The organism is Kitasatospora papulosa, assembly GCF_000717245.1.
Lineage (GTDB): Bacteria > Actinomycetota > Actinomycetes > Streptomycetales > Streptomycetaceae > Streptomyces > Streptomyces papulosus.
This window is the reverse complement of sequence record NZ_JNYQ01000002.1, coordinates 33,475-46,129: the sequence shown is the minus strand read 5'-3', so window position 1 is coordinate 46,129 and position 12,655 is coordinate 33,475. Positions and strand designations below refer to the sequence as shown.

Here is a 12,655-nt window from a genome sequence, read left to right as displayed (position 1 = left end):
CGGGGCGAGATGCTCCGGGGCCGGTCGTCGTTCCCGGCCGCTCCATGCCCTCGGCGCCGCTCCAAGCCCTCGGTACCGGTGCCGGCCGCTCCGAGCCCTCGGTCCCGGTTCGGCTTCTCAGCCCGGGCCCGGCGGCAGGACGGGGAAACTCCCGGTGTTCGTCGGCGCGTGCTCGGGCAGCCACAGCACGGCGACCGCCCCGCCCGTGCCGTCGGCGCCCCCGGCGGGCCCCGCGTTGCGGAAGGTCAGCCTGGCCCCCAGGACCCGCGCCTGCCCCGCGGCGATGGTCAGGCCGAGACCGTGGCCGCGTCCCGCCCGGTCAGTGCTGCCGGTACGGAAGCGGCTCGGCCCCTCCTGGAGCAGGGCCTCGGGGAAACCGGGCCCGTGGTCGCGGACCCGGACCACCCGGCCCTCGACCGTGACCTCGACCGGGCCTGCCCCGTGCTTGGCGGCGTTCCCCAACAGGTTGCCCAGGATGCGTTCCAGCCGCCGGGGATCGGTGGACACCCAGGACTCGTGCAGCACGCACACCGTGATCTCCGGGTCCAGCAGCCGGACCCGCCGGCCGACGAACTCGCCGAGCGGCAGCTCCTGCAGCTCCGCACGCTCCGAGGCGCTGTCCAGCCTGGCCACCTCCAGGACGTCCTCGACCAGGGTCCGCATCGCCTGGGCCCGGTCCCGTACGAGTTCCGTCGGGCGGCCCGGGGGCAGCAGCTCGGCCGCCGTGAGCAGCCCGGTCACCGGGGTGCGCAGCTCATGGGCGATGTCGGCGGTCACCCGGCGCTCCGCCTCGATCCGCTCGTTCAGCGCGTCCGTGAGCGCGTCCACGGCCCGTGCCAGCTCGTCGGTCTCGTCCCGTACGACCCCGCCGACGGCCTCCCGCACCCGTACCTCCGTGTTGCCCTGGGCGACCTTGCCCGCGGCTGCCGCCGCCTTGCGCAGTCTCCGGGACAGCTGGCCGCCGATCAGGACGCCCAGCGCGCAACCGCCGAAGACGACCGAGACCGAGCCGATGACCAGGGCCCGGTCGAGGTCGCCCATGATCATGGAGCTGCGGTCGGCGAACCGGGTGTGCAGCGACAGGACGTCGCCGTTGGCGAGCGGCACGGCCGCCCAGACGTCGGGAACCCCGTCCGCGTACTCGTCGACATGGGTGGCGCGCCGGTTCTCCCGCATCTGTTCGCGCAGGCCGGCCGGGAGCGAGGGGTCGTTGATCTTGGCGCCGAACTTCGGCGACGGCTTCTGCGTGCTCCCCGCCTCGTACAGCCGCTGCGCGAACAGCAGCCGCTCCAGCTGCACCTCTCGGGCGTTCTCCAGCATCGAGACGCGGGCCGCGTTGTGGACGACGAGGCTCAGGGTCAGCGCGATCAGAGCGCCGACGGCGGCGATCGCGATGCTGATCTTCCAGCGGACGCCGGTCCGCAGGGCCAGCCGCCTCATGCGCGCAGCTTGTAGCCGAAACCGCGGACCGTCTCGATCCGGTCCTGCCCGATCTTGGTCCGCAGCCGCTGCACATGGACGTCCACGACGCGGGTGTCCCCTCCCCAGCCGTAGTCCCAGACCCGCTCCAGGAGCTTGTCCCGGGAGAGCACCGTGCCGGGCGCCGTGGAGAACTCCAGCAGCAGCCGCATCTCCGTGGGCGTGAGACCCACGTGCGCGCCCTGGCGGCGGACCTCCATACCCTCGGTGTCGATCTCCACGTCGCCGAAGACCAGCACACCCCCCGCCCCGTCCTGTGGCCCGCCCGTCGCCGCGGGCGCGCCGGGGCCCGTGCCCGTGGCGTGGCCGAAACGCCGGAGGACGGCGCGGATGCGGGCGACGAGCACCGCCCCGTCGAACGGCTTGGTGACGTAGTCGTCGGCCCCGGCCTCCAGGCCGAGCACCACGTCGATCGCGTCGGCCCGGGCGGACAGCATGATCACGGGCACCGTCGACTCGTCGCGGATGCGCCGGCACAGGCTGACCCCGTCCAGCCCCGGAACCATCACGTCCAGCAGCGCGATGTCCGGACGGTCCGCCCGGAAGGCCTCCAGGCCCTCCAGGCCGTCGGGTACCGCGGTGACGGTGAAGCCGACCCGCTCCAGTGCGAGCTGGGTGGCCTCGCGGATGACGTCGTCGTCCTCGACGAAGAGGACATGGGTCTCGGCCATGCGGGCGGCTCTCAGTTCTGCGCCGTCTGCGGTGCGGGAAGGGCGCCCTCCCCGCTTCCGACGGCCCGGTTGAAGTCGTTGTGCACCCGGTCGGTCTCGGCGAAGCGGCCGGCGGTCCAGCGGTAGGTGACGACGTCCTCGCCGGAGGGGTACGCCACGGAGTCCTTCGACCCGTACACCTGGGTCGTCACCACCAGATCCCCCCGGTCGATGGTGCCGTAGACCGCGGGCATCTCGGCGGCGAAGACGTTCCCGTACGAGCCGTCGGCCTGCCGCTGGTAGACGTAGGTGCCGACCCCCACCGAATCGCCGCAGGTCATCACGTTGACCACGACATCGGCGGCCGGGCCGCCGGTGAGCGTGCCGTACGAGGTGTCGACCGGGTACTCGTCACCGGTGCAGGGCTTCAGGTCGTCCTTGAACTGCCGGCCGACCTTCGGGTCGCCCATGACGAGCTTCACGGCGTTGACCCGCGGGGTGGGCGCCGCGGTGCCCGTGGGAACCGTGCTCGACGGCGTCGCCCGGGCGACCTGCTGGGTGCTCGCGGGGCCCTCGTCACGCGTGCCCGTGCCTCCGGTGGAACAGCCGGAGCACAACAGCCCGAAGGCGGCGAGCCCGGCCACCGCCGAACTCCCCGCCGCGAGGCCGGCCCCGAGTCCTCCGCGACCGGAACCCCTTGCCGTGTCCCCCGTGCTGCCCCTCAGGCCGCGCACCGCTCCCGCCCCCGCTCGTCATGACGCCTGTTCCGCTGCGCGGGGATCCGCGCCGGTGTCTCCTCGGCCTCACGGCTCCGGGCGGCACGGTCCTCCAGCTCCTGGCGTAGACGTGCCAGGGCGCGGTGCAGCGTGCTCTTCACCGTGCCGGCGGACATCCCGAGCGCCGCGGCCGTCTCCTCCGTGCTCATCTGCTCCCAGTGTCGCAGCACGACGACGCTGCGCTGCTTGGGAGCCAGTACTCCGAGGACGTCCATGAGCAGGGCGCGGTCCGCACGCTGCTCGGTGCCGTCGTCGACGCTCGCGTCGGGCAGCTGCTCGGTGGGGACCTCGTCGAGCTTGCGGGCCCGCCACCACTCCGTACGCGTGTTGATCATGACGCGACGCAGGTAGGCGTCGGCGAGGGACTTGTCGGCGATGCCGTCCCAGCGGCCGAGGGTGCGGACCAGCGCGGTCTGCAACAGGTCCTGCGCGTCGACGGGGTCGGGGACCAGCCGGCGTGCGCTGCGCAGCAGCGCGTCCTGCCGGGTCCGTACGTACTCCTCGAAGCCGAGCACCTCGCTCTGCGCCATGACAACCGCCTCCGTCCCCGTGGATCCCCGTGTACCGCCGTCGGCCGGATGGTCCCGTTGCCGACGTCCGGTGACGTTACGGAGGCGTTGTCACGAGGCTGTTCGGAGCAGCCGTACACGGACGCACGGCTGTCCATCGGTTGTGTAACAGCCGATGGACAGCCGTGCGTCCGGGCGCGGGACGGTGCAGGTCAGGTCAGGGGAAGCCGGTACCGGCCGTTCGCGAGGGGCTCGACCAGACCGTCGGCGACGAGCCCGTCCAGGGCGCGGGCCCGCTGCACGGGCTCCTCCCACACCGCGTCCAGCGCGGACTGCGGCACCGGGGTGACGGCGTCGCGCAGCACCGCGAGCAGCCGCCCCCGCACCTGCCGGTCCGTCCCGGCGTAGGTCTGGCCGCGTCGGGGCGGGCCCTGGTGGGCGGGTTTTCCGGCCAGTCGCCAGGCGCACTGGTCGGCGATCGGGCAGCGCGTGCAGTCCTCGTTCTTCGCCGTGCACACGAGGGCGCCGAGTTCCATCGTGGCCGCCGCCCAGCCGGCCGCGCGCCCGTCATCCTCGGGGAGCAGGGCGCGCGCGAGCTTGCGCTCGGCCGCGGTGGTCGCGTTCGGCGGGTACTGGATACCGGTGGCGGCCCTCGCGAACACCCTGCGGACGTTCGTGTCCAGCACCGCGTGGCGCTGTCCGTAGGCGAACGAGGCCACGGCCGCCGCCGTGTACTCCCCGATTCCGGGCAGCGCGAGCAACTGGCCGTGCTCGCTCGGGACGTCCCCGCCGTGCCGTTCCGTTATTGCCTGTGCCGCTCCGTGGAGCCTGAGCGCGCGTCGGGGGTAGCCGAGGCGGCCCCAGGCGCGGACGGCTTCGCCCGGTGCGTCGGCGGCGAGGTCCGCGGGACGCGGCCAGCGGGCCATCCACTGTTCGTAGACCGGGAGGACTCGGTTCACCGGGGTCTGCTGCAGCATGAACTCGCTCACCATCACGCCCCAGGCGCCCGCTTCGGGGCGGCGCCAGGGCAGATCGCGGGCGTGCTGCTCGAACCATCCGATGACGGGTGCATGGAGGGAGGCGGGCGTCGTCTGTGTCGCAGTCGTGGCAGTCATCGCACTCTCGATCCTGGCACGGATGAGCACACGATGTGCACGGCCCCGGGGGGTGTCGCACCCACCGGAGGGCTCACGGGGTGATATCGCCACCCGTTCTGTCCCTTCGTACGGGACGGACGATGTTCGCCGACCGCCGGACGATCTTCGATCCGGTGCAAAGCGGCTGGAAGCACCCGGGAACGGCCGTTCCGTGATGATGATCCGGAGAATTGTCGATCAGAGCGGCGGTTGGGGGCCGGAGTTGGGCGTGATCTCTCGTACAGTTCGGTCCGTGGGTTCTATGCGCAATCCGGTCGGGCCGCTTCCCTCCAGCATCTACTGGCGTAGGAGAGCAGTGGCGGTGCTGGTGATCGCGCTGCTCGCGGCGCTGGTCGCGTGGGCCGTCACCTCGGGTGGCGGCGGCGGTGGCGCCAAGGACGACGGAAAGCCGGGAGGCTCGGACCCCGCCCCCTCCATCACTCCGGGACCTTCGGGTTCCGGTCCCGTCGTCGGCCAACCCCCCGGCGGGCGCGACGAGTCCGGCGACTCCGGAGCCGGCGGCGACGCGGGATCCGGTGGGGACGGCGGAGCCTCCGGGGCAGGCGGCACGGCAGGTTCGGACACCGGTGGAGCAGGTTCGTCCGCATCGGCGGGTACGAGTGCGGGCACCGGCGGCACCGGCGGCACGGGTGGCACCGGCGGCACGGCCGGCCAGCAGGTTCCGGCGGGGTCGTCGCTCCCCGACTGCGCACCCTCCGCCCTGCGGCTGAGCCTGAGGACGGAGATCAGCTACGCACCGGACGACAAGCCCGAGTTCCGGCTCGGCGTCAGGAACACCTCGGCCGCCGACTGCAAGGCGGACCTCGGCCCGAAGAGCGCGGTGCTGACGATCACCGAGGCCGGCGAGGACGACGCGCAGGTGTGGTCCTCCGCGGACTGCCCCGAAGGCGGCGCCGTGTTCCTGAGGATCCCGGCGGGCGCGACGGTCGTCCACACCGTGAAGTGGGACCGGAAGGGGAGCGCGCCCCGGTGCGCCACGCCACCGGTCAAGTCCCCGGGCCCGGGGACGTATCTGCTGGAGGCGGAGGTCCCGGGCGCGACCGTGCAGCCCGCGTCCTTCGTCCTCGCCAAGGACTGACGCCCGCCGCCCCACCGGACGGGAGAGTCCGGTGGGGCGGCGAGGCGGGCGCCCCGGTGGCGGCCGGCGTCCGGAACGGGTCGTTCACGATCGCCTGCCGGAGGCGCACACCGTCACACCCCTTCGGTCAGGGCACGGATCGTCGGTGTGCGGTAGAGGTCGCGCAAGGGCAGGGACGGCAGGTCGCGGGCGCGAAGCGCGGCGCTGACGCGAACGGCGAAGAGCGAGTTGCCGCCCAGTTCGAAGAAGTCGTCGTCCAGGCCCACGGGCGTGCCGAGCACGGTCGCCCAGATCTCCAGAAGAGCCTCGGGCAGGCCGGCGGCCGCCCCGGAGCCCGCGGCCGGCTGCCGGGGGGCGGCGGAGGACCGGGACGGGGCGGGGAGACGGGCGGTGTCGAGTTTGCCGTTCGTCGTGAGGGGGAGCGCGTCCACGGCGGTGACCGTGGAGGGGACCATGTGGCCGGGCAGCAGCCCCGCGCTGCGTTTGCGGATGCCGGGGAGGTCGGCCAGGCCCTCCGCGGGTACGACGTAGGCGTCCAGCCGGGCGGCGGCCGGGTCGTCGGGATCGTCGCGGCGCACGACCACCGCGGCCGCGCGGACGCCGGGGTCCTCCAGCAGTACGGAGCGGATCTCGTCGAGCTCGATGCGGAAGCCGCGGATCTTGACCTGGCTGTCGATCCGTCCGAGGTGTTCCAGCCTGCCGTCCGGCAGCAGCCGCCCTAGGTCCCCGCTCCGGTACATCCGTCCGCCGGTGACGGGATCGGTCACGAAACGCTGCGCGGTCAGGTCGGGCCGGCCGAGGTAGCCGCCGGCGACGCCGGCCCCGCCCACGCAGATCTCGCCGGTCACCCCCGGCGGTACCGGCCTGCCGTGCGTGTCGGTGACGTACAGGTGCCAGCCGGGGAGGGCCGGCCCCACGGAGCGTGAGCCGGCCAGGGCGAGTTCGCGCGTGACGGTCTGGGCGGTGACGTGCACGGTCGTCTCCGTGATGCCGAACATGTTGACCATGCGGCAGGTGTCCTCCGGATGCCGGTCGAACCAGGGCAGCAGCATCCGGCTGTCGAGCGGCTCGCCTCCGAACACCACGAGCCGGACCGGGAGACCGGCGTGGTCGACCCGGAGCAACTGCGAGAAGGCGGACGGTGTCTGGCTCAGGACGGTGACCTGTTCGGCGACCAGCAGGTCGCGGAACTCCTCGGGGTCGCGCGAGACGAAGTAGGGCACGACGACGAGCCGTCCGCCCGTCAGCAGGCAGCCCCAGATCTCCCACACGGAGAAGTCGAAGGCGCCGGAGTGGAACAGCGTCCACACGTCGCCGGGGCCGAGCCGGTACGGGTCACGGGTGGCCGCGATGAGCGAGACGACGTTGCCGTGCGGGACGACGACACCCTTGGGGCGCCCGGTGGAGCCCGAGGTGTAGATGACGTACGCGGGATCGTCCGGGCCCGGCGCCACCTCCGGTGCCGACGGCCGGTCGGGCGCCGCCTCCAGGAGTCCACCGGGTGTCAGCGCGGTGGTGCCGTCGCCGCGCGGGAACTCGGGCAGCCGCGTGACCACCACGCGCAGGCCGGCGTCGGACGCCGTCCAGGCCAGGCGGTCAACGGGATAGGCCGGGTCGGTCGGTACGTACGCGGCTCCCGCCTTGAGCACGCCGAGCATGGTGACGACCAGTTCGACGGTCCGTTCCAGGCAGACACCGACCCGGTCGCCGTGCCGGACCCCGTGCGCCCGGAGGCCGGCGGCGAGGAGAGTGCCCCTGTCGTCCAGCTCCCGGTAGGTGAGGCTCACGTCACCGTCGCTCACCGCGACGGCGTCGGGGGTGGCTGACACGGCCCGCCGGAACGCGTCCAGCAGCGAGATCCCCGCGGCGGCGACGTCCCCGTGGGGGCGGCCGAGCCGTGCGATCCGGTCCCGCTCGGCGGGGTCCAGCAGGTCCGCGTCGCCGACGAGGGACTGCGGTGCGCGCGCCGACAGCGCGTACACCCGGGCCAGGTGCCTGGCGAACTGCTCGACGGCCTCGGGGGAGAAGTGGCTGCGGAGGTAGGAGAACCACAGGCGTGAACCCCCGTCCGGCAGAGGGACGAGCACGGTCGTCAGCGGGAACGCCGGAGCGAGGAGCGGCAGGTAGTCGTCACCGGCCGGCCCGTCGGGGCCGGATCCGTCGAGCAGCCCGGCGGTGACGGGCCGGTCCACCCGGACGGGGGCGGACTCGCACCGAGCCCTCAGGTCCGCGAGGGTCGCCGCCGGATCCACCGTGATCTCCCGCGCGATGCCACCAGGACCGGCGACGGTCACCCCCTCCGTCGCGCCGTGCCCGTCGTAGCGGCTCAGGGTCAGGGCGAGAGCGGCCGTCAGCAGCCCGGGGCCGCCGCCCGGCTCCTGGGGCAGGTCCAGGTGGTACGTGCCGTGGCGGGACGAACCGGGCTCGCCCCGGCCCCAGTCCGGCGCCGGACCCTCGGCCGGCCGGGCGACACGATCCGCCTCGGGTGCGGGACACGGCCCGGCGGGCCGGGTCCCCGCCAGCATCGCGGTCAGTGCGCCCAGACCGCCCCGGTCCAGCCGGTCCCGGTCCGCCACGACCACCAGGTCGGCCTCCCCGTCGGCGTACCGCAGGAGGACACACCGCACGCCGGCCGCCGGCCGCCGCATCTCGGCGTCGAGACGGCGCTCGGCGAGCGGCTCGGCCGCCCCCGCCGGCACGTCGTCCACCCACAGCCGCCAGGGCCCGGCGGCGGACAGCCGTTCGGCGAGTGTCCTGTCCGGCACCGGAGGGCCGGTCAGCCGGACGCGGACCGCATGGCACTGTGCACCCAGCACGGGTGTCCTCCCCTGTCTGTCCGGCTGTCTGTCCAGCCGGCTCTTCGGCGCTCTTTCAGCGGGCGGTGAAGCCGCCGTCGACGGTCATGACCGACCCCGTCACCTGCCGGGAGTCGTCCGAGACGAGGAAGACGACGGCCGCGGCGACGTCCTCCGGCTCGATCAGGGCGTTCATCGGCTGCGCCTCGACGAACGCCTGCTCGTGCTCGCTCACCGGCACGTCGAGCGCCCGCGCGATCTCGGCCAGCATCCGGCCCTCCACCTCCGTGCCGTCGCGTACCGAGCCCGGACAGACGGCGTTGACCCGCACCTTCGTGGGGGCGTAGTCGAGGGCGGCGGCCTTCGTCAGTCCGATCAGGCCGTGCTTGGCCGCCACGTACCCGGCGAAGTGCCGGTAACCGACCAGGCCCGCGGTGGAGGCGATGTTGACGATGCTGCCCGAACGGCGGGCGCTCATGGCCTTGCCGACCGTGCGGATCACCCGCCAGGCGCCGGAGAGGTCGACGTCGATCATCAGCGCCCACTCGTCCTCGCCGATCTCGTGCGCCGGCTTGCCCGAAGGGGCCGCGATCCCCGCGTTGTTGACCACGGCGTCGATCCGGCCGAAGCGGTCCTCGGCCCGGCTGATCGCCGCCTCCACCGACCGCAGGTCGCGTACGTCGCACTCCGCCGTGGCCACCGCGGAGCCCTCCTTGCGGCAGAGGGCCGCGGTGTGCGCGAGCTGGCCCGCCGTGCCGAGCGGGTAGGGCACCTCCGGCAGGTCGGCGCAGAGATCGAGCAGCATCAGGTCGGCGCCCTCGGCCGCGCACGCCACCGCGGTCGCACGGCCGAGGCCGCGGGCCGCCCCGGTGACGACGACGGTCTTCCCCTTCAGGCGCACGGCTCGCCCGCCCCTGCGCCGAGATCGCCTGAGATGACCTCCAGCAGCGCCCCGGGCGACTCGGTGAGGTACATGTGGCCGCCCGCCTGCTCCACGTAACGGAAGTCCGCCGCGGCGACCTTCGACCAGCCGGCCGCCTCGTCGCGGCTGACCAGCTCGTCGTCGGCGCCGCGCAGGGAGGTGACGGGGACGGGCAGCGGGAGATCGTTGCCCGGCACGTAGTTCTCGTGCATCTCGACGTCCGCCCGCAGCGTCGGGAGGATCATCTCCCTCATCTCGGGGTCCTCCAGCGCCTCGTGCGTGTAGCCGGCGAACTCGTTGACGCGAGCCAGGAAGGCGTCGTCGGGCAGACCGGTGGCGCGCCGGGACCGCTGCTCGGCGGGCTGCGGGGATCCGCTGACGAACAGCCGGGCCGTCTCGACGCCCGGCTCGGAGACCAGCCGGTGCGCCAGCTCGTAGGCGAGTACGGCACCGAGGCTGTGCCCGAACAGCGCGATGCGGTGCGGCCGTGCCGCGTCGTCCAGCGCCTGGCGCAGGTCGGCCAGCAGGCCGTCGGCGGCGGTGCCGGCGTCCGTGTACGGTTCCTCGTCGATCCGCCGCTCCCGGCCCGGCAGCTGGAGCGGGAGGATGGTCAGCGTCTCACCGGCGAGCCGCTGCCACGGGCGGTAGAAGGAGGCGCCGGCGCCGGCGAAGGGCAGGCAGACGAGAGTGGTGCGGACGGACATCTCAGTCCTCCAGGGTGTCGGAGGCCAGCCGGGCGTCGTACCGCACCGGCAGCGACTTCAGGCCGCGGCTGGTGGAGTTGTCGAACACCCAGTCCAACTGGTCGTGCGGGACCGCCAGCTCCAGACCGCGCAGCCTGCGCAGCAGGGTGGGGAAGGCCACCAGCCCCTCGACGCGGGAGAGCGGCGCGCCCACGCAGAAGTGCGCTCCCTGGCCGAAGGCCAGATGGCGGTTGGAGGTGCGCGTGATGTCGAGCCGGTCGGGGTCCTCGAACGCCTCCGGGTCACGGTTGGCGGAGTCCATCAGGATGTGCACGAAGCCCTCCTTGGGAATGGGGCAGCCCGCCAGCTCCATGTCCTCGGTGGCCACCCGCAGCGTCCCGCGGTAGACCGGGGGTTCGAAACGCAGGAACTCCTCGACGGCCGTCTCGGCCAGCTCCGGCTTCGAGCGCAGCAGTTCGAGCTGGTCCGGGTGGCTGAACAGCGCCTGCATCCCGTTCCCGATCAGGTTGGCCGTGGTCTTGTGGCCCGCGATGATCAGCAGGACGAGCGTCGAGACGAGCTCGTCGTTGGTGAAGACGTCCTCGTCGGCGGCCCGCAGCAGGATGCTGACCAGGTCCTCCCCCAGGCCGGAGCTCCGTCTCCGGTCGAGCAGGTCGACGAGATAGCGCTCGATCCCGTCGCTCGCCAGCTTCAGCTGCCGGTTCGACTCCTCGTCCGCGAACGGGGCTCCGCTCAGCCAGTAGCCCCAGGCGTGCAGTTCCGGGCGGTCCTCGATCGGTACACCGAGGAACTCGCAGATGACGCGCATCGGCAGGGTGAACGCGAACTCCATCAGGTCGACCTCGCCCGACTCGGGGAAGGCGTCGATGAGCTCGTCGGTGATCTCCTGGATGCGGGGCTGCAGCAGCGCCATCCGACGGGGCACGAAGGCCCTGCTGACCAGCCTTCGCAGCCGGGTGTGCTCCGGCGCGTCCGCGGTGATCATGTTGCGTATGAGGACCGGGCTGCTGTCCTCGAGGAGATCGCGGAACCAGGCCGGGGAGTTCTCGACCTGCTTGGACAGGCGGGGGTCGCTGAACCCCTTGAGCGCGGTCTCGTAGTCGGCGACGACGTACGCGTCGCCGCCCGGCGGGTAGTTGATGGCGCGTACGGGGCAGCCGGCCGCGCGCAGCCGCTTGTTGGCCGCGTGGGTGTCGCCGGGTTCGGGTGCCGTGAAGAACTCCGGCGGCAGCTGGTCGGTGTCGGCCATCACGTCTCCTTGGGAGTGGGGTGTGCGTCGGGGGCCGCGCCGGCGTCTGCGTAGTGCTCGGGCGGCGCGAGCTTGCGGATGACAGGGCTGAGCGTGGGCAGTGCCGCGAGGGCGGAGACGATGGCCATGGTGGTGAACACCCAGGTGGCGCCCGCCAGGTCGAAGATGGTCCCGACGGCGAACACACCGATCGGCGCCGCGATCATGGACATGAACATCACCGCGCCGAGTACGCGGCCCTGCACCTTGTCGGGTGCCATGGCCGCCAGGTAGGCGAGGAACAGCGCGCTGGTGACCGGCCCCCGCAGGAACACGCAGGCCACGATGATGCCGAGCGGGATCAGCCCGGAGACGTTCGCCAGCAGGACGGCGGCGACCGGTCCGATCCAGGCGGCGGTGAGGAAGAGCACCGGCGGGCTCACCCGCTTGATGATCGGACCCGCCAGCAGGGATCCGACCAGCCCGCCGACGCCGGCGATCGACAGCAGCATGCCTGTGAAGGCCGGGGACGCGCCCCGGCTCTCGGCGGTGGCGATCAGCGCGAGGAAGACCCCGGTGTGGGTGAACGCCATGTTCGAACCCATGATCCAGATGATCAGGAGGCGCAGGACCGGCTGCCGGGCCAGGAACTTGAAGCCCTCGACCGCGTGGCGCTTCTCTCCCGGTGCCGCGTTCTCCACCTTCAGGGGCTTGCGGATGAACAGCAGCAGCACCGTGGAGACCAGGAAGGCCACGGCCGAGCTCAGGAACGGGAACGCCCGGCCGACCGCGAAGAGCGAGCCGCCCAGCGGGGGGCCGCCCATCGTCGCCGCGAAGTACCGGACCTGGTTCTGCGCCGTCGCCTGGGTGAGCTGTGACGGAGGCACCAGCTGCTTGATGACCGCGAGTCCGGTGGGGTTCGAGACACCCAGGCAGACCGCCGATCCGACGGCGATGCCGAAGATGATGAAGGGGTTGGTGTCCTCGGTCCAGATGAGCAGCGCGAAGAGCCCGAGCAGGACGACGCGGACCAGGTTGCAGACGATGAGGATCATCCGCCGGTCGACCCGGTCGGCCAGGGTTCCGCCGGGGATCGACATGACGCTCGCGGTGAGCAGCTGGGCCGAACCCACGGCACCGGCGTAGAAGGCGGAGCCGGTGGTGGTGAGGATCAGCAGCGGATAGGCGACCTCCGCGGCCTCCTTGGCCAGGGCGGCGAACGCCTCGGAGGTCCACAGCGCCTGGAAGTTGCCGTTGCGCAGCAGCGGGGTCTCCGCGGTCGCCGCGTCCGGGCCCGCCGTCGTCACGGCTGAGGGGTCAGGGGTGTCGACCCCGCCCGGTGGTTTGTCCGACATCG

Annotated in this window: 11 protein-coding genes; 1 reads left to right on the top strand and 10 read right to left on the bottom strand. The window is 72.8% G+C overall.

All coding sequences use genetic code 11. The features are described 5' to 3' along the window. Positions 1-117 precede the first annotated feature (117 nt). The 5 genes from cseC to IA22_RS0105665 form a co-directional block, all read right to left on the bottom strand. Positions 118-1,440: a two-component system sensor histidine kinase CseC gene (cseC, locus tag IA22_RS0105685; RefSeq protein WP_030122909.1), complete on the bottom strand. Its 1,323-nt coding sequence runs from the start codon at positions 1,438-1,440 to the stop codon at positions 118-120. Continuing rightward, entirely contained in the window at positions 1,437-2,150 is a 714-nt protein-coding gene (cseB, locus tag IA22_RS0105680) for a two-component system response regulator CseB (RefSeq protein ID WP_014155540.1), read from the bottom strand. Before cseB ends, cseC begins: the two co-directional genes overlap by 4 nt. 11 nt (positions 2,151-2,161) lie before the next feature. Further along, complete coding sequence (locus tag IA22_RS0105675; protein ID WP_014155541.1) at positions 2,162-2,773, bottom strand: hypothetical protein; 612 nt, start codon at positions 2,771-2,773, stop codon at positions 2,162-2,164. 77 nt (positions 2,774-2,850) lie between these two features. Then, positions 2,851-3,435, bottom strand: coding sequence for a SigE family RNA polymerase sigma factor (locus IA22_RS0105670; RefSeq protein WP_014155542.1), 585 nt, complete (start codon positions 3,433-3,435; stop codon positions 2,851-2,853). 191 nt (positions 3,436-3,626) lie between these two features. Continuing rightward, entirely contained in the window at positions 3,627-4,529 is a 903-nt protein-coding gene (locus IA22_RS0105665; protein WP_014155543.1) for an HhH-GPD family protein, read from the bottom strand. Positions 4,530-4,812: 283 nt separating this feature from the next. Between IA22_RS0105665 and IA22_RS0105660 the strand changes: the two genes are divergently transcribed. Next, positions 4,813-5,649 (top strand): hypothetical protein, encoded by an 837-nt coding sequence (locus IA22_RS0105660; protein WP_179831171.1) that lies wholly within the window; start codon positions 4,813-4,815, stop codon positions 5,647-5,649. Positions 5,650-5,762: 113 nt separating this feature from the next. Here IA22_RS0105660 and IA22_RS0105655 read toward each other — a convergent pair whose 3' ends face one another. From IA22_RS0105655 to IA22_RS0105635, 5 genes are read right to left on the bottom strand one after another with little or no spacing between them, the layout of a single operon-like run. Further along, on the bottom strand, positions 5,763-8,465 hold the full coding sequence (locus tag IA22_RS0105655) for a non-ribosomal peptide synthetase (protein WP_030122907.1): 2,703 nt from the start codon (positions 8,463-8,465) through the stop codon (positions 5,763-5,765). A 55-nt stretch (positions 8,466-8,520) separates the two neighbouring features. Further along, positions 8,521-9,345: an SDR family oxidoreductase gene (locus tag IA22_RS0105650; protein ID WP_015577680.1), complete on the bottom strand. Its 825-nt coding sequence runs from the start codon at positions 9,343-9,345 to the stop codon at positions 8,521-8,523. Further along, complete coding sequence (locus IA22_RS0105645) at positions 9,336-10,070, bottom strand: thioesterase II family protein (RefSeq protein WP_030122906.1); 735 nt, start codon at positions 10,068-10,070, stop codon at positions 9,336-9,338. The genes IA22_RS0105650 and IA22_RS0105645 overlap by 10 nt, the downstream gene beginning before the upstream one ends. Before the next feature lies 1 nt (position 10,071). Continuing rightward, on the bottom strand, positions 10,072-11,319 hold the full coding sequence (locus IA22_RS0105640) for a cytochrome P450 family protein (protein ID WP_014155548.1): 1,248 nt from the start codon (positions 11,317-11,319) through the stop codon (positions 10,072-10,074). Next, on the bottom strand, positions 11,319-12,653 hold the full coding sequence (locus IA22_RS0105635) for an MFS transporter (RefSeq protein ID WP_014155549.1): 1,335 nt from the start codon (positions 12,651-12,653) through the stop codon (positions 11,319-11,321). The genes IA22_RS0105640 and IA22_RS0105635 overlap by 1 nt, the downstream gene beginning before the upstream one ends. Positions 12,654-12,655: the final 2 nt, after the last annotated feature.